This window comes from Sphingomonas sp. DBB INV C78 (genome assembly GCF_042693015.1).
Taxonomy (GTDB): domain Bacteria; phylum Pseudomonadota; class Alphaproteobacteria; order Sphingomonadales; family Sphingomonadaceae; genus Sphingomonas_E.
The window spans coordinates 1410707-1428128 of the sequence record NZ_CP170544.1; the positions used below are offsets into that span (position 1 = coordinate 1410707).

At 64.7% G+C, this 17422-nt stretch carries 16 protein-coding genes; 4 read left to right on the plus strand and 12 right to left on the minus strand.

Going from position 1 to position 17422, the window contains the following annotated elements:
- Positions 1 to 3 precede the first annotated feature (3 nt).
- Entirely contained in the window at positions 4 to 933 is a 930-nt protein-coding gene (locus ACFB49_RS06750; protein WP_380877585.1) for a LysR family transcriptional regulator, read from the plus strand.
- Here the strand turns inward: ACFB49_RS06750 and ACFB49_RS06755 are convergent.
- From ACFB49_RS06755 to ACFB49_RS06790, 8 genes are all read right to left on the minus strand, one after another.
- Entirely contained in the window at positions 899 to 1372 is a 474-nt protein-coding gene (locus ACFB49_RS06755) for a nuclear transport factor 2 family protein (protein WP_380877587.1), read from the minus strand. The genes ACFB49_RS06750 and ACFB49_RS06755 overlap by 35 nt on opposite strands.
- Positions 1369 to 2451, minus strand: coding sequence for a DUF1214 domain-containing protein (locus ACFB49_RS06760; protein WP_380877590.1), 1083 nt, complete (start codon positions 2449 to 2451; stop codon positions 1369 to 1371). The genes ACFB49_RS06755 and ACFB49_RS06760 overlap by 4 nt, the downstream gene beginning before the upstream one ends.
- A gap of 87 nt (positions 2452 to 2538) precedes the next feature.
- Positions 2539 to 3318 (minus strand): SDR family oxidoreductase, encoded by a 780-nt coding sequence (locus tag ACFB49_RS06765; protein ID WP_380877593.1) that lies wholly within the window; start codon positions 3316 to 3318, stop codon positions 2539 to 2541.
- Entirely contained in the window at positions 3308 to 4561 is a 1254-nt protein-coding gene (locus tag ACFB49_RS06770) for an NADH:flavin oxidoreductase (protein WP_380877596.1), read from the minus strand. Before ACFB49_RS06770 ends, ACFB49_RS06765 begins: the two co-directional genes overlap by 11 nt.
- Positions 4558 to 5013, minus strand: a complete 456-nt coding sequence (locus ACFB49_RS06775) for a nuclear transport factor 2 family protein (RefSeq protein ID WP_380877598.1) — start codon at positions 5011 to 5013, stop codon at positions 4558 to 4560. Before ACFB49_RS06775 ends, ACFB49_RS06770 begins: the two co-directional genes overlap by 4 nt.
- Positions 5014 to 5029: 16 nt before the next feature.
- Positions 5030 to 5779, minus strand: coding sequence for an SDR family NAD(P)-dependent oxidoreductase (locus ACFB49_RS06780; protein ID WP_380879877.1), 750 nt, complete (start codon positions 5777 to 5779; stop codon positions 5030 to 5032).
- A gap of 8 nt (positions 5780 to 5787) precedes the next feature.
- Positions 5788 to 6576: an SDR family NAD(P)-dependent oxidoreductase gene (locus ACFB49_RS06785; RefSeq protein ID WP_380877601.1), complete on the minus strand. Its 789-nt coding sequence runs from the start codon at positions 6574 to 6576 to the stop codon at positions 5788 to 5790.
- Between the two features lie 154 nt (positions 6577 to 6730).
- Complete coding sequence (locus ACFB49_RS06790) at positions 6731 to 7666, minus strand: alpha/beta hydrolase (RefSeq protein ID WP_380877608.1); 936 nt, start codon at positions 7664 to 7666, stop codon at positions 6731 to 6733.
- 68 nt (positions 7667 to 7734) lie between these two features.
- Between ACFB49_RS06790 and ACFB49_RS06795 the strand changes: the two genes are divergently transcribed.
- Positions 7735 to 8868: a helix-turn-helix transcriptional regulator gene (locus ACFB49_RS06795; RefSeq protein ID WP_380877611.1), complete on the plus strand. Its 1134-nt coding sequence runs from the start codon at positions 7735 to 7737 to the stop codon at positions 8866 to 8868.
- A 117-nt stretch (positions 8869 to 8985) separates the two neighbouring features.
- Here the strand turns inward: ACFB49_RS06795 and ACFB49_RS06800 are convergent, their stop codons facing one another.
- On the minus strand, positions 8986 to 11283 hold the full coding sequence (locus ACFB49_RS06800; RefSeq protein WP_380877614.1) for an arylsulfatase: 2298 nt from the start codon (positions 11281 to 11283) through the stop codon (positions 8986 to 8988).
- A 392-nt stretch (positions 11284 to 11675) separates the two neighbouring features.
- On the opposite strand from ACFB49_RS06800, the gene ACFB49_RS06805 reads away from it, so the two are divergent.
- Together ACFB49_RS06805 and ACFB49_RS06810 are read left to right on the plus strand one after the other, a co-directional pair.
- Positions 11676 to 12845 carry a sulfotransferase family protein gene (locus ACFB49_RS06805; protein ID WP_380877617.1) on the plus strand — a complete coding sequence of 390 codons (1170 nt, stop codon included), beginning with the start codon at positions 11676 to 11678 and terminating at the stop codon, positions 12843 to 12845.
- Between the two features lie 231 nt (positions 12846 to 13076).
- A complete protein-coding gene (locus ACFB49_RS06810; RefSeq protein ID WP_380877619.1) occupies positions 13077 to 14336 on the plus strand; it encodes a hypothetical protein in 1260 nt (419 codons plus the stop codon).
- 9 nt (positions 14337 to 14345) lie between these two features.
- Here ACFB49_RS06810 and ACFB49_RS06815 read toward each other — a convergent pair whose 3' ends face one another.
- From ACFB49_RS06815 to ACFB49_RS06825, 3 genes are all read right to left on the minus strand, one after another.
- Positions 14346 to 14798 carry a VOC family protein gene (locus ACFB49_RS06815; RefSeq protein WP_380877622.1) on the minus strand — a complete coding sequence of 151 codons (453 nt, stop codon included), beginning with the start codon at positions 14796 to 14798 and terminating at the stop codon, positions 14346 to 14348.
- A 146-nt stretch (positions 14799 to 14944) separates the two neighbouring features.
- Positions 14945 to 16312 (minus strand): sensor histidine kinase, encoded by a 1368-nt coding sequence (locus ACFB49_RS06820; RefSeq protein WP_380877625.1) that lies wholly within the window; start codon positions 16310 to 16312, stop codon positions 14945 to 14947.
- Positions 16309 to 17415, minus strand: a complete 1107-nt coding sequence (locus ACFB49_RS06825; protein WP_380877628.1) for a DUF2336 domain-containing protein — start codon at positions 17413 to 17415, stop codon at positions 16309 to 16311. The genes ACFB49_RS06820 and ACFB49_RS06825 overlap by 4 nt, the downstream gene beginning before the upstream one ends.
- Positions 17416 to 17422 lie beyond the last annotated feature (7 nt).

Consider the following 17422-nt stretch of genomic DNA (forward strand, 5'->3'; position numbering starts at 1 on the left):
CACATGACGCAGACCGATCCGTCTGCGACAGTGTCGGCCATGGATTGGGACAATCTTCGCGTCTTCCTCGCCGCCGTTCATGCCGGCAATTATTCGGCAGCGGCAAAACGGCTTCGGATCGACCGCACGACCGTCGGCCGCAAACTCGATCGGCTGGAACGCCAACTCGGCGTGCGGCTGTTCGAGCAAGGCGCCGAAGGCTACCACCCCACCGCCGCCGGCCGACGCGCACTGGAGATTGCGGACGCGATGGAGCGGCTGACCGAGGGGCTCGCGGGCGAGCTGCGCGATGAGGCATCGCAGCCGATGGATCGCTTGCGCATCGCGGTCGCGGCCGAACTCGAAACCGAATTGATGCCCGATATCGCGGCCTTTGCGGCGGCCGCGGATCGCCCGGTGCAGGTCAGCATCCAGTCGACCGCCGATCCCGCCGAAAGCGTCGTCCAGCGCAAGAGCGACATCGGGCTCTGCCTCACCGATCACCGGCCCGATCATCTGCGCGGCCGCCGGATCGGCACGCTGCGCCAGGCACCCTATGCCTCAAGAGCCTATCTGGCTCGGCACGGCGATGGGCGGCCTGCCGCCGCTTATGACTGGGTCCGCTGCTCGGGCTGGTCGCGCCTGCCGGCGATGCGGCGTTGGGACGCCGCGCTGGGTGACGATGTCGGCGTCGCGGCGCTGGTCGATAGCTGGCCCGCGCTACGCCGCGCGGTGGAGCTCGATGTCGGCGTCGCTTATCTCTGGACCTTCATCGCCGATCGGCTGCCCCACCTCGCCGCAGTGGCGCCGGTGGAGGACAGCCTCGGCGCGGATCTCTGGATATTGGTGCGAGACGACGTGCCGATGGATCGACCGACACGGGCCTTCATGGAGGATATGACGACCCGCCTCGATCGGCTTATTTGCCCGGAATCGGCACCCACTCCGCCTTGACGTCCTCGGTGATCTTGCCCGTCACGATCGCGCGCTGGATCGCCTTGGAATAGCTGATCCGCCAGCCGTCCGCGGTCTTCACATAACGGTCGGCATAGAAGTTCGCGAGCAGGCGGAAGCTGCCCTCGCGCGGGTCATAATTCACATAACCCAGGTTCCACCGCGCGCTCGCGGTGTCGCCGTCAATGTCGATCTCGCCATTATGGCCGTGATGGACGTCGGTGATTGGCGTCTTCACCGCCATTTCGGTGAAGATGCCGATCAGCCCGTCCACCCCGAACTCGCCCAACGGCGGAAAGTCGATCACCGCGTCAGGCGTGAAGCAGCCGCGGATCTGATCGACATCCTTGGCGTCGCACGCGTTCAGGTAGCGCGCCTTCAGCTTGCGGATGTCGCTCTCCGCTTCAAGGCGAGCGATACGGGCTTCGAGGTCACTCATGGCAGCTTGATCACCTTCGTATTGGGAACGGGCTTTTCCTTGGCGTCGGTCCAGCGCCACAGCATCGTGCCATGGGCGTGACCGGCAGTGTCGACCCAATTGCCGAAGCCGGGGTCGCGCGCGGCAATCACCAGCGTTACCGTGCCGTCCGGGTTCAGCTTGGCCGTCGTGTTGTTATAGTGGATCTGGTGGAAGCGATAATCGAGCGATTCCATCCAGTAATTGTCGAGCTGGAAGTTCCACACCCGGCATTCGGGCACGCTCGTCTCGATCACCAGCGCCTCGTCCGGCGCCAATTCCCAGGCGCCGTGGAGATAATGGATCATCGGGTCGCCGCCGCCCCTGATGAACAGGCTCTGGTCGACGGTGTCGAGCGCGTTCATATTCTCGGCGCGGAACTTCTCGGTCCAGATCGCGAAGGTCTTGGCCGTGCCTTCGACAAAGCCGGCGACGCGGCCCAACGCCGCTTCCAGACGCGCGGGCGTCAGCGGTTCGGGCGTCGGTGGTCCATCCAGCGTCTCGATCTTGATGTCGACCGCTTCTTCCTTCGCGCGATCGCCGAAGGTCTGGCGGACCAGCACCATGCTCGAATCCGCGGCGATCGGCAGCCAGTTGCCGTTGCCCGGCCGCTCGCGCGAAACGATCAGTTCGAAGCTGCCGTCGGGCTCGATCAGCATATCCTCGACATCCAACTCGCCGGTCGAAGCCATCGTGCCATCAATGGCATAGCGGTTGGCCTTCGTGCCGAAGGTGAGGATCGGCACGGTGCCGCGCTTGCCGCTGATCCGGTAGCTGCGATCGGACGTGATCGTCGCGTTCAGATAATGATTGTCGGGATTGTCGGCGCCGATCTTCGCCGTCTGGTGGCTCGCCTGATAGAAACCGGGGAAATCCGGGTCGGCGAACTCCAGGTTCATCTCCAGCGCCACGCGCAGCAGGCGCGTCAAATAGCGATAGCCCTCGGCGCGATCGAGCGGCGTATTGGCCGCATCGGCGCCCAGCACCACATCGCCGGCCTTCTCCAGCCTGCGGCAGAAGTCCCGCCAGGCCTCGCCTGACATGACCTTGTCTTCGCTCATCACACGCACTCCCGATTTCAACAGCTTGGCCGCCACGCTGCACCCGCGCGCGCGCGGCGGCTAGCCCCCGATAAGGCCCTGTTGCGGCTATGGAGCCATATATTGGCCGCCATTGACGTCGAGCACCGCGCCGGTGACGACGCGGGCATAATCCGACAGGAAGAACAAAACCGCCTTCGCGCAGTCATCCTCATGCGGGATGATGCCCAGCGGAATGCGGCCGGTGATCTCGCCGACCAGCGTGTCGCGATCGGCACCGTCGGCCACCGCGCGATCGATGAAGTCATAGACCGGCTTGCCGCCGATCCAGCCCATCCGCGTATGGTTCACGCGGATGCCATATTGGCCGAAATCGCGCGCCATGTGGCGGCTGAGCACATTGAGGCCGCCCTTGCCGGTGGCATAGCCGCCCTCGCCGGTGAACGGGTTAACCGTCGACATGGTCGATACGTTGATCACCGCGCCGTCCTTCTTCGCCTTGAAGGTCGGCAGCACAGCCTGCGTCATGCGGAGTGCGCCGAGGCAGTTCACGTCGAACACCTGCGCATAATCTTCCGGGTCCGCCTGATCGACCGGCAGCCATGCGCCGTGAATGTAAGCGGTGTTGACGAGGCCATCGATCGTCCCGAACGCTTCCAGCGTCGCCGCTGCCATGTTTTGGCAGGCCTTCGCATCGGAAATGTCGGTTGGCACCGCGATCGCCTTGCCGCCCTTGGCATTGATGTCGGCGGCAACTTCTTCCAGCAATCCCTTGCTGCGCGCGCCGAGCGCGACCTTCGCGCCTTCGGCCGCTGCGATGCGGGCGAGCGCCTGGCCCATGCCCGGCCCGACGCCGCTGACGATGACCACCTTGTCCTTAAGCAGCATGTTCCGGCTCTCCTGCATATATCTGATTGAGTTTGGGATCGATCGCATTGCCCACTTCCGGGCAATAGGTGCCCGACGGGCCGTACATCACGACGACGCAGCGGTTGCAGGCGGTGCAGCCGGACTTGTCGGCCGTCCCTGCCTTCCATTGCGAGACGAGCGTCGGATCGTGGATCAGCGCGCGCGCGATCGCCACCGCCTCGAAGCCCTCATCGAGCGCCGCCTTCGCCGATGTCAGTGACTGCACGCCGCCCAGATAGCAGAGCTTCACCGTCCGGTCCGGCCCCAGCGCCGCCTTCAGGGTCAGCGCATCTTCCATCAGATAATTCTCATGGAAAGGCGGCAGCTTGGGCACGCTCATCTTCAGGATGGCGAATTGCAGCTTGCCGGCAATGCTGGTCTGCAGCGTCGCCATCTCGTCATAAGGCAGCGAGCTGCCGAACATCTTCCAGGTGGATTCGATGTTCCGCCCGGCGGAGAGCACCAGCATGTCCGCGCCCGCCGCCTGCAATGCCCGCGCGGTGACGATCGTGTCCTGGATCGTCGCGCCCTTCGGCACGCCATCGACCAGATTGATCTTGGCCAGGATTGCTAACCGGCTGCCGACGGCCGCCTTCACCGCCGCCAGCACTTCCGCGGGGAAGCGCGCCCGGTTCTCGGCCGAACCGCCATATTCGTCGCGCCGGAAATTGCTCAGCGGCGAGATGAACTGGTTGAGCAGATAGCCATGGCCCATGTGGAGCTCGATCGCGTCGAACCCCGCCTGCTCGCAGCGGAGCGCGGCGGCCACGAACTCTTCGCGCACCATGTCCATGTCGGCGCGCGTCATCGCCCGCTGGAAGAAGCGCCCCATCAGGAAGCCCATCTTGTCGATGCCGCCGGACGAGGACATCGCCCGCGGCGTCGAAAGATCCCTGATCTGGCAGAAGCTGCCGCCATGGGTGATCTGGGCCGAAGCCTTGCCACCCGCGGCGTGGATCGCATCGGTGATCACGCGATAATGCGGCACGCTCTCGTCGCTCATCGTGCCCTGATTGGGGAGCGTCCGCCCGTCCTTGGACACCGCGATATAGGCCAGCGTCGTCAGCCCCAGCTCATGCTCGGCATAGGTGCGGTGGAATTCCAGCAGCGCCTTGGTGGGGTTCATGTCCTTGTTCTTCGTCTCGTTCGCGCCCGAACGGATGAAGCGGTTGCGGATCGTGATCGGCCCGATCTGGACCGGAGAGAAAGGATCGACGGTCATGATTCACCTTTCGGCACGGAGGCCGGCACATCCTTGGCCCAAGGCGCGATTTCGGTGCGGCTCTTGATCCGCCAGCCATTGGCGGTGCGCACCAGCTCGTCCTGATAGGTCGCGCCGATGAAGAAGATCTGCCCGCCTTTTTCCGGCAGCATGTGCATCGGATTGAACAGCATCGTGTTCGCAGTCGCGCGCGTGCTGTCCTGGCTGTCGAAGCGGATCTGCGGCAGGCCGATCAGATGCTGGCTGAGGCCGAAGCCGCCCAGTGCCTCGACCAGCCAGGGCTTGATCTCTGCCCAGTCTCCCTGCCGGCCGCCCGTCGCGCGATAGTCGCACACCGCATCCGCGGTGAACACATGGTCGAGCTTGTCGATCTCCCGCGTGTCCAGCGCGAACACATAATCGGTCAGCAGCGCCTGGATTTCCAATATGTCGGAGATGCGGTCGATATGCATGGCCCGCTTATCCTTATTATCCGTCGAAATTCGCCTGTCCGCCGTCGAGCGGGATGGTCGCGCCCGTCAGATAGGCGAAGCTTGGCCCGCACAAAGCCGCCACCGCCTCGCCAATGTCGGTCTCGCAAGCGCCGATCCGGCGCAGCGGGATCGTCTTGAAAAAGGCTTCCGCTTCCGCCGGCCGCGCCGCAATCCAGGATTTGAGGCCGGGGCTGTCGGCATGGGGGGCGATGTTGAGCACGCGGATGCCATCCGGCCCCCATTCGGCCGCCGCCGCGCGGGTCAGCGCCTGGATCGCCTTCTTGACCGCCGCATAGGGGCCATAGCCCGCCATGTCCCAGCGGATCGTGGCCGACGAAGTGAGGTTGATGATCACCCCGCCGCCGCGCGCCGTCATCGACGGGCGACACGCCTTCATCGTCCGCATCGTCGCGATCGGCCCGCTTTCGAAGCCAGCGAGGAACGCTTCGTCGGTCACGCTCTCCAGCGTGCCGAGCGGCACTTCCTGCGCATTGTTGACCAGGATGTCGACGCCGCCGAACGCCTCGATCACCTGCGCGACAGCCGCCTTGATGGCCTCACCGTCCTTGATGTCGACATGGAAGCCGCGCGATCCGTTGCCGCACTCCTCGGCCGTCGCTTCCACCTTGGAAAGCGTCCGGCCGAGCAGCGCCACCTTCGCGCCATTGCGGGCGAGCGCGAGCGCGATACCGCGCCCCACGCCCTGCCCCGCACCGGTAACGATCGCAATCTTGCCTTCAAGCATGGCTTGGCTCACGCGCCGAGCCCCGCCGGCGCGCCCGGCAACACCGGCTGGAAATAGCCCGAGGACCAGCCGCCATCGACGGCATATTCGGCGCCGGTGACATAGCTCGCCTCGTCGCTGACGACGAACGCCGTCACGCGCGCCACTTCCTCCGGCCCGGCGATCCGCTGCAGCGGCATGCGCTCCATGCCCTCATTCTCGGCGCCGCCGGCCTTGCCGGTCGGGTTGCCCATTTCGGTGTTGATCGCGCCCGGATGGACCGAATTGACGCGCACGCCGCGCGGGCCGAGCTCGAACGCCAGGCTCTTGGAAAGGCCACGCACCGCCCACTTCGACGCCGTGTAGACGGTCAAGCCGTTGCAGCCGCGCAAGCCATCGACCGAGGAGATGTTGACGACGCAACCATTGCCGCTCGCCGTCAGCGCCGGCGCGCAATGCTTCACGCCCAGGATCACGCCCTTGATGTTGATCGACAGCACCTTGTCGATGTCATCGGCCGAAACCTGCTCGATCGCGGTGTAGTGGACGACGGCGGCATTGTTGACGAGCGTGGTGAGCTTGCCGAACCGATCGACTGCGGTCTTCACCGCATTCGCCCAGTCGGCCTCGTTGCGGACGTCCATCTTCACGAAGACCGCGGCGTCACCCAGTTCCTTCGCCAGCGCCTCGCCCTTTTCGGCCAGGATGTCGCCGATGACGACCTTGGCGCCGCGTTCCACGAACAGCCGCGCCGTCGCTTCGCCCATGCCCTGCGAACCGCCGGTGACGATCGCCACCTTGCCCTCAAGCCTTCCCATGATCCCTCCGCGCATAATCGGCCGGGATAGGCCCCGGCTCTTGGCCGTGATCCTCCCCGGCCGCATCCGCAGTGTCAAGCGGATGCGCGAGAAAATTGGCGTTACAAATTCGCAAAGTGGCGCGATCTATTATGTTCGCGTCGCTATTGCGTAATCAGGCGGGGATGGCTTCTCCCAGCGATCGCTTGAGTTCGGTCGCGCCCAGCGCGATCGCTTCGGCCGAAGCCGGCAGCACGCCGACCATGCTGGCGAAACCGTGGATCATCCCGTCGGCACGCCGCAGCGTCACCGTGTTCCCCGCTTCCTCCAGCTTTTCGGCATAGGCTTCGGCCTCGTCGCGCAGCGGATCATATTCTGCGGTGACGATCGTCGCGGGCGGCAGCCCGGCCAGGCTCGCCGCGCGGATCGGTGCCGCCAAGGGATCGGGGCTGTCGACCGCGTCCGCACCCACATATTGCTCCCAGAACCAGCGCATCATCGGCCCGGTCAGGAAATAGTCGGCGCCATTTTCGGTGTAGGAGACATTGCCGAAATCGGTATCGATCACCGGATAGAGCAGGAACTGGTGGCCGATCGCCGGCCCCACCTCGCGCGCCTTCAGCGCCACCGCCGCGGCGAGGTTGCCGCCCGCGCTGTCGCCGCCGACGGCGATCCGGCCGCCATCGACATCGGCACCGGCCTGCCCCTCGGCCACCGCTGCCACCGCCGCGTGGCAGGCCAGCAGCGGTTCGGGGAACTTCGCTTCCGGCGAACGCGGATAATCGACCGAAACCACCGCAACATGCGCGGCTTCCGCGATCGCGCGGGTCAACGGGTCATGCGTTTCCAGATTGCCCGAAACCCAGCCGCCGCCATGGAAGAAGACGAGCACCGGCAACTTCGTCCCCGGCTCGGGATGATAAAGCCGCGCCGGCATCGTGCGGCCGCCATGGCTCAGGCTGATGTCCTTGACCTCGGCAATATCGGCCTTGGGGAACGGCATCGGCATATCGTCGGCCACGCGGGCATTGGCGACGGTGAAGGGCGGCACGCACAGCGGCGACTGTTTCATCATTTCCAGGATCTGCTGGGTCATCGCATCCAGGGCCATTCTTCTCTCCTCCGCCTTTCGTTCGCGGTCGCTTGCCGTTCAGTCACCGTAGGATAGAACAGCGCGCCATGATGAACCCCATCCAAATGGACGACGCCGCCGAAACGCTGTTGCCCTCCGCACTCCTGGAGGCGCTGTATGGCGGCCTGCTCGATGCGACGCCGTGGGAGGCGTTCCTCCGCGCGCTCGCGGCCTATCTCGATTCGTCCTACGCCACGATCATCCTCACCGTTCCCGGCGCCAGCAGCCCCGGCATGACGCTCACCCCCGGCGCCGATCCGCAGGTGCAGGAGGATTATTCGGCGAGCTTCTTCACCAGCGATCCGTTCATCGGCCTGCCCGAAGGCGAGGTGATGCGCTTCGCCGATTTCGTCGACCGGACGGCGCGCAAGAATGCCGACTTCCACCGCGATTTCCTCGAAGGTGCAGGCGGAGACCAGATCCTCGGCGTCGATCTGCGCGCCCAATCGGGCTTCGAGGCGCGCATCCGCGTCACCCGCGATCAGAGCCGCCCCGATTTCGAACGGACCGAGCGCGACACGCTCCAGCGCCTCGTTCCCCACATCCGCAACGCCGTCCGGCTCTATGAGCGGCTGGCGACGATCGGCACCGAACAGGGCGTGTTTCAGGGCGCGATCGAACAGATGGCGGTGGCCACCATCATCCTCGATCATGGCGGTCGCGTCCTGCGCACCAATGCCCGCGCCGATCACCTCCTCGCCCGTGCCGACGGTCTTTCCCGCAGCGGCGATCGCTTCGTGCTGGGCGGCCGCGACGATCAGAAGGCGCTGGAGGCGATGCTACGCACGCTGGACGTGGAAAGCGATCCCCGCGCGGTCGCCCCCTTGCGTCTGCGCATCGAACGCCCATCCGGCGAACGCGATTTCGCGATCGTGGCGCAACCCGTCGCTGGCCCCGCCTTCATGCGCGGCGCCACTGCCGCGGCACTCGCCTTGTTCGTCACCGAACCCGGCGCCCGCACCGGCCCCAGCCCGGAGGCAATCCGCGACCTGTTCCAGCTAACCCCCGCCGAAGCCCAGCTCGCTGCAACGCTTGCCAACGGGGCATCGCTGATCGACGCCGCCGATCGCCTCGGCGTCACCCACAACACGGTCCGCGGCCACCTCCGCGCGATCTTCGCCAAGACAGGCGTGCGACGGCAATCGCAGCTCGTCCACCTGCTGAACGCGCGGCTGCCCTAACCACAACCGTCATGCTGAACTTGTTTCAGCATCCATGCATGCCACCGGCAGCAATCGCTCACATGGACCCTGAAACGAGTTCAGGGTGACGGCGGGAGATTGGGGCAAACCACACCCTCAAGCCCCCGGCTTCACCTCCACCTCAACCTTCGCGATCTTGCCGGTGAATTTGAACGGCATCTTATAAGTGAAGTCGATCGGCGATCCGGTATCCATGCCGATATCCAGCCCCTCACCCAGCGAGAACTGGATCGGCACCGTCCGTTCGAGCCGCCCTTCGGCAACCGTCTTGCCATTGGCGGACAAGCTGATCTTGCCGCCCTTGCCCATCCCCCCACCATCATAGTCGAAGTCCACGACAAGCGTGGTCTTGCCCGCGGGCAAGGCTTCGCTCGCGGCGAAGGTGGGCCGGTCGATGCTGAGGAAATTATAGACGAACACCGGTTTGCCCTCGCGGAGATAGAGGCCATAGCCGCCCTCCAGTCCGCCATGGGTTATCACCATGCCCTCGGCTTTCTCGGGCAGTTCGATCTCGGCAGTGATGGTCCATGATTTGTTGAGCATCGGCAGGCAAGCCGCGTCGGGCAGCGCCACCATGCCTTCATGGTAGGTCGCGCTGGTGCGCTTGCCGACAAGGCTCGGCCGCCCCATCGCTTCGGCATTCATGCGGATCGTCGCGCGCCAGTCGAGCGGCAGAACATTATATTTTGCCGCCTCGACCCACCACCGATCCTGCAACTCGCGCAATTTGTCGGGATGTTCGGCGGCGAGATCCTTCGCCTGCGAGAAATCCTCGTCGAGCTTGTATAGCTCCCAGACCTGATCGTCGGGGCTCCAATCCTCGGAGCGGACCGGCTGCCACGGCACGAACGACGGCGCCGATGCCATCCAGCCATCATGATAGAGCCCGCGGTTGACGCCCAGCTCGAAATATTGGGTTTTCCGGTGGCTCGCCGCCTCCGCGTCATCGAACACATGCGCGAAGCTGACGCCCTCGATCGGCTTCTGCTGGATGCCGTTGAGCTCACTCGGCGCTGTGACTCCGCACAGTTCGTAGAGCGTGGGCACGATGTCGATCGTATGGATGAACTGGTCGCGCAGGCCACCCTTGTCTTTGATCTGGTCCGGCCAGGAGATGATCATCGGGTTGCGCGTGCCGCCGAAATGACTGGCAACCTGCTTGGTCCATTGGAAGGGCGTGTTCATCGCGTGCGCCCAGGCCGACGGGAAGTGATTGAAATGCTTCGGCCCGCCCAGCTCATCGATGGCCTTGATATTGTCTTCCCATTTCTCCGGAAAACCGTTGAAGAACATGTTTTCGCACAGCGATCCTTCGATCCCACCCTCCGCGCTCGAACCATTGTCGCCAGCGATGTAGATGATGATCGTGTTGTCGGCGTCGGGCAGTTCCTTCACCGCATCGATCACGCGGCCCATCGCTACGTCGACCTGCGCGCCATAGCCGGCGAAGACTTCCATCATCCGGGCATAGAGCCGCTTCTGGTCGTCGTTCAGGCTGTCCCAGGCGGGCAGACCTTTCGAGCGCGTAGTCAGCTCGGTATCGGCCGGGATCACGCCCAATTTCTTCTGCCGCTCAATCGTCGCCTCGCGATAAGCATCCCAGCCCGCGTCGAACTGGCCCTTGAACTTGTCCGCCCATTCATTCGATGCGTGATGCGGTGCGTGCGTGGCGCCCGGAGCGACATAGAGGAAATAGGGCTTGTCGGGCGCGATGCTCTTCACCTTGCGCACCCAGCGGATCGCCTTGTCGGCGAGATCCTCGGTCAGATGATAATCGGGATCGTCCGACGCGGGCACAAGATCACGATTCTCGAACAATAACGGGTTCCAGTGGTTCATGTCACCGCCATTGAAGCCGTAGAAATAGTCGAAACCCAGCCCATTGGCCCAGCGATCGAACGGCCCCGCGGCGCTCGTCTCCCAGGTCGGCGTATTATGGTTCTTGCCGATCCACGCGGTCATATAGCCGTTCTGGCGCAACACCTCGCCGATAGTGCCGCAATTGCGTGGGAGCACGCAGCAATAGCCGTCATAGCCGGTCGCCAACTCGGTGATCCCGGCGAACCCGGTCGAATGATGGTTGCGCCCGGTGATCAGCGCCGCGCGCGTCGGGCTGCACAAGGCGGTGGTGTGGAAATAGTTGAACCGCAGCCCCTCCTTCGCCAGCCGGTCCATCGTCGGCGACGGCACGCCGCCCCCGAAAGTGGAAAACTGGCCGAAACCGACATCGTCGAGCAGGATCAGCACGATGTTGGGCGCGCCCTTGGGCGGCTGCACCGGTTGCGGGAAGGTCGCCGGATCGGAATCCTTGAAGGTCCGCCCCACCTCCCCGGTGAAATGGAAATCGGGACGCGGCAGGATTTCGGGCGTCTGGGCAGCACGATCGACGGGCACGGCAAGCCTCCACTCCACGGAAACGGGATGCCGCCAAACTAGGCGTGCCGCATATCCCGTCCATCGGGGCAAACCCGCAGGCCAAAGGGTGATTTCCCGGAAGGGCACCATCCTTCCCTCCCTCAAACCGTCATGCCAGCGCAGGCTGGCATGACGTGATTATTTTTAGGGCAACCCCATCCCCCGCCGTCGCCCCAGCGGAGGCTGGGGCCCATGGCTCTATCGGCACAAGCTACCACTCGCCAAAAACCTTCATGTCCCCCAGAATGAATCCGCGTCCGATCAAAGAACACCGCGCGGTTGACGCTTATGCGCACTCTCCATCATACAGGATTACGAGGATCACCATTTACAACCACCGCAGTTGACATAATGCGGAGCAAGGAGAGCATATGACGGCGAAGGTGCCCGATCGCGACACAATGGTCGCGGAGGCGAAGGCCAAAGCGGGGCTCGATGATTTCGGCGATACCTGGTTCTTCGCCCATATCGACGCGCTGATCCCCGCGCTCAACGGTGAGGCAAAGCTCAGCGACGCCGGCGCGGCCTATGCGCAGGACACCATCGTCACCTCGCTGGTCAACCGCCTGCGCTTCGTCGAGATGTTCAAGCAGCATCCCGAGATCAATGACGAGCAGGTGGAAGTCGCGGCCGTCGTCGTCGGCCTGCCGCGCACCGGCAGCACCATGCTCCACCGGATGCTGGCGGCCGCGCCGGGTATGACCGGCTGCCGCTGGTACGAGACCAAAAATTACGTCCCCTTCCCCGGCGAGGAGCGCGGCAATCCCGAACCGCGCCGCGCCGAGGCCAAGGTCCTGCTCGATTATATGTGCCAGGCGATCCCCGATCTGATGTCGATCCATCCGATGGACATCGACCAGCCCGACGAAGAGCTCATCATCATGGGCCAGCTCTTCTCGTCGACGATGATCGAGGGCACCTTCTTCGTCCCCAGCTTCGCCCGCTGGCTGATGGAGCATGACCGCGTTCGCGTTTACCATGACCTCAAGCAGATCCTGAAGCTGCTGCAATGGTCCGATCCCAGCCGCAAGGGCGCCAAGTGGGTGCTCAAGACGCCGGGCCACCTGATGGGTCTCGACGGCGTGATCGAGGTCTTCCCCGAAGCCAAGATCGTCATGACGCACCGCGATCCGGTGCAGACCGTGCCGTCTTATTCCAGCATGATGGTCAATCTCTACGGCATGTCGTCGGACGATGTGGACCGGCACGCGGTCGGCGCCGTCTGGCTTGATCGTCTCGCCGAACTGCTCGACACCTTCATGGCCGAGCGCGAGAAGGTGGGCGGCCGCAACTTCATCGACGTGCTTTATACCGAGCAGCTTTCGGAACCGACCAAGGTCGGCCGGCGCGTGCTGGAACAGGCCGGCGTGATAGTCACGCCCGAGATCGAGGCCGGCATGGCCGAGTGGATTGAAGCCAACAAGCGCGAGGACCGCGCGCCCCACAAATATTCGCTCGAGGATTTCGGCCTCACCCGCGCGCAGGTGGAAGAAAAATTCCGCGCCTATCGCGAGGCGTTCCTGGAGAAGGTGCCGGCCTGACTTCGATTACGAGGACGTGAAGGGGCGTCGGCTTCGCGGGGGGCCGGCGCCCTTTGATTTCAGGTTACTCACGAGAAGTTTACTGCGGAATCCCGCCTACCGGGCCGTGAGTGCCAGCTCGGCGAGCAAAAGTGGCGCAGTTGTTCATCAAGAGCCATTCGCCGTCATATTTCAGGCTATTGCGATCATTGGGCGGACGGCTAGGTTGCGCAATCGGGGGATAAGCAACCAATGATCAAGCGCGCCGCTCTTATAGTTCTTCTTCTGTCGAGCAGCATCGCTTGGGCGGACAGTTGGATGCCGCCCTCGCAGGAAACCTACCTTTCGCGGGACAAAAGTGCGCGGCTGACAGTCACGCCGCGCGATCTGGAAAGCGCCTACGCCTATTTCGACGACAAGGTGAAAGGTCGTGAACCCGCGGGGGCGCCGGCAAGCTCGAAACAAACGAGCGCTACCGCGTCGCTGGAGCTGCGTGATGCCTCGGGCCATTGGACGAAGGCTTGGAGCAAGCCGCTGCACAATGAAGTCGCGCCGGTTGACGTGATTGTCGCCAACAACGGCCAGGGCTTTGCGACATTCGACAATTGGCATTCGGTCGGCCATGGCCCGGATGCCATCGCCATCTACGATCGCAACGGGAGTCTTGTCCGCAAGTTCGGACTCCAGGAATTGTTTCCTGACTGGTTTGTGGCGGCGCTTCCGCGCTCCGTCAGTTCGATCCATTGGCGCGGAAAGCCTCGAACTTCCGGCACGGAATTGGTCGTGCCTGTTGTTCAGCCCAGTGACGAGGAATTTCCACTCGGTGAAGGCAGGAAGGTCGATCTCGCGATCCGCCTGAGCGACGGCGCTCCGGTTGGCCTTGAAGGCGTAAAATGGAAAAGCGCGCTGAACGAAGCAGCCGCCACGGCACGGAAAAGCTGTGCGAGCGAGCGTGAGTGGATCAGCAAATGGAACGCGCCAATCTCCGCGCCAGTGACCGCGAAGGAGCGGGATTGGCACGACTATCTTCGCGAAACCCAGTACCGGACCAAATGGTCCGATGAGTCACCGGGTGTAGGCACCACCGTGCTCCGTCTTGCCGGTGCCGCCGATTTCCGAGAGTCGGTGAAGTGGCTGGAAGATGCGCTTACCGAAGAGGCGATGGTTGAACATGATCTCAGGGCGATCGGCTCGCCAGATCTTGCCCGCCTCACCGTGGAAATCGAACGAATTGCATCCCGCATCCGGCCTGGCCAGTTGAAGGACGTCGATCTCGTGATTGTCGCCGACGCCGCGCACGCCGATCGTGTCCGCACGGTACTGGCACCATCGGGCGCGAGCCTGGAAATTATCGACCCTGCGAAGTTATTCACGCAAATTCCGCAACGTATCCGCGATGACGACCCGGCGACATGTCGAGCGCCTGATCCCGCGCCAAGTCCAGTGGCGTGGTGGCACGCACTCCCCGTTCTCGCCTTGGGTGGCGGCATATTCCTGCTTCGCCGGGCGTAAACCGCCGCGTCACAACGTCCAGACATGCCCCGGCGGCAATTCCAGCAATTCGATGACATTGCCTTCCGGGTCCGCGCCATAGATGCCGCGCATTCCGTCCTCATGCCCCGGCCGGTCGGCGACGAAGGTCATGCCCTCGCGCTTCAGCCGCTCGAACTCGGTGTCCATATCGTCGAGGATCACGCAGAAATGCGTGTAGCCGCGGTCATTGGGGCGGAGCGGCGGCGCATCGCGGGCGGGCGGCGCAGAATATTGGAACAGTTCCAGGAAGGAAGCGCCGGCGCGGAACATTGTCACCCGCCCCTTCGATCCGGGCACGCCGAGCACGCGGTCATAATCGGGATTGTCCGCCCAGGCGAAGGCGCCAGGCATCTCCTCGAAACCAAAGGCGCGGCGGTAGAAATCGGCCATCCGGTCGAAATCGGCGACATTGATGGCGACGTGATGGATTCCGCGGATCATGGCCGCGATCCTATCAGAATGCGGCCACGCGGTTTACTCTCATCGCATCTCTAAAACGGCCGGCAATTGCCTATGCGGGCGCAAATTTACCGCGGAAATGTTGGAAATGCCGGTCGCCGCCTACCCACGAAACGAGTGTAAACCTGTCACTCAATCACCGGCAAAGTGAAGATGAACCGCGCCCCTTGGCCCGCGGCGCTCTCCACCGTCAGGTCGCCCCCCATCGCCCGCGCCAGCCGCCGCGCGATATAGAGGCCAAGCCCCGTTCCCGCCCCATCACCCGGGTGCAACCGCTCGAACTTCTCGAAGATGCGGTCATGGTCCGCAGGCTCGATGCCGCGCCCCTGGTCCGCCACCGTCACCGCGGCATAGCTGCCCTGCCGCTCGCAGCGCAGCCACACCGCACCGCCCTCCGGCGAATGACGCACGGCATTGCCGACGATGTTGACCAGCACCTGCAACGCTCGACGCTGATCGCCCTGCGCCAGCAAAACCTCGCCCATCGCCGGCCGGTCGATCCGCACGTCGCGATCCGCCGCCCGCCCGCTCAGCAGGCCCGCCGCCCGGCGCGCGGCATCGGCCAGGTCGAGCCGCTCCACCACCGGCGCGAAATCGGGCCGCTCGATCGCCTGCAAATCGACCAGATCCTCGACCAGCGCCAGCAGGTGCCGCCCTGCCGCCGCGATGTCGGTCGCATAATTGGCATAGTCGCGCCGCAACGGCCCATCGGCCTGTGCGCGGATATGTTCGGCGCCGGCGATGATCCGGTCGAGCGGCGACCGCAGTGCCGCGTCCAGCCGGCGGCCGAAGGCGTCCGCGTTGCCGATCTCGATGGCGGTGCCGCCGCTATCCTTGACCATCGCCAGCGTCGGCGCAGGTGGTGGTGCCACAGCCACCGCGGCACCCCGCAGCCCGGCGAACCGTCCCGACGCGTCGAAGATCGGCACCGCCGAAAGCCGCACCCGGCCGCCGCCGTCGCGCAACTCGCCTTCCTGATCGTCGAAACGGCGCTGCGACGCCATGGCGTCAAGGATCGGCAGCACGCCCGCTTCATTCTCGCTCAGCGTGACGAGCTTGGTCAGCGGCTTGCCCAGCAGGGATTCGCGTGACGGCACCACGCCCGGCGACAGCGCGATAAGCTTCAGCGCCTCGTCCGTCTCCCACAGCCAATCCGCCGAGGCGCGGATGAAATCATGCTCCCGGTCGATGATCGCCGCGGGAAAGGCGTCCGCGGCCGGCCGTTCGGTCCAGCCCGCGATGGCGAGCGCGATGCCCTCCCCATGCGGCTCGGCGCGTACCCAAAGTTCGAGATCGGCATCGCCGTCGGCCGCGATCACGCCGCGCGAAACGACGATCCCCAGCCGGCGCGAAAGACGGGCGACGCTCGCCAGTTGCGGCACGGCGATGACGCCGCCATCCGCACCACCGGCCCGCCGATGCAGCGATTCCAGCGCTGCATCCGCCTCAACGAGGCGGAAGTCCCGATCGAGCCGCCCATGGACAGCGGCCATCATTGCCGCAGGCCCGCCTCAAGCTCGTCGATCGCGCCACGGAAGGCGGCGTCAAGACGCCATGGCCGCAGCGTCTCCTCGGCGCGCCGCCGGTCGAGCGTCATAAACGCCTCGATCCGCGTCGCCGCTGTGTCCGGGTCCATATCGTTGGGGACGCAGCGGAACAGGATGTCGGCGGCCGTCGCGCTGCCCATGCCGATCGCGCCGAGCAATACCGCCAAGCGGCTGCCATCGGCGTCGAACATCATGTCCCACGCGGAGCCGAACTCGATCCCCGCACGCAGGGCCAGGCCGGCAACGGTCAGCGCCACACGCCCCTCGGCCAGCGCACGCGAGATCAGGGCGTCGGTCAGGCGATCAGCCGCACGCAACAACAGCGCCAGCGCAATCGCCCGTCCTTCCAGAGTCGATCCTTCGTCATAACCAGCCAGCAATGCCTGCGCGGCCGTCCCCACCTCGCGATCGGCGATGGCGGGATCGAGCCTGCCGATATCGATCAGATAGCGCCGCAGGCAGGCCGCCACGCGCCAGATCAGCCGGTACTGCACCTCGGCCGGCAGGTCGGTCCGCGCGAGCACCGGGTCCTGGAAACGGTCGATCCGCCGGCTTTCGGCGACGATCATCGCCATGGCTGCTTCCGCGATGGCCGGCTCGGAATCGTCGATCAGCATGTCGATCAGTGGCGGCTCGGTCGACAGTTCGAACATGCGGGCAGCGGTCAGGCGCAGCGTCACGCTCAGCCGATGCTCCTCGGCGCGGCGAAGCACCAGCCCGACGAGTTCCGCATCCCGCAGCATGCCGGCATGTTCCATCATCGGCGCTGCGATCGGCGGCGCACCGCCGCTGATCGCTGCCGCCAGCACGGGATCGCGCGTCTCGATCCGTTGGCCGATGCGATCCCGCAGATCATCTTCGACAGTCGCCACCAATCGCTGCAACAGGTTCGCGGCGGCCGCCCGCTCGATATCCCTTAGTCGCCGGCCTTCCGGCAGCAACAGGTCGATCAGCGCCAGCCGGATGCGATCGCGACCCGCAATCTGCGCACGCGCCGCATCGCCCAGCAAGCGCTCGGCGCTGTCGATCGGTTCCGGGACAAAGGCGGCCATCACCCTA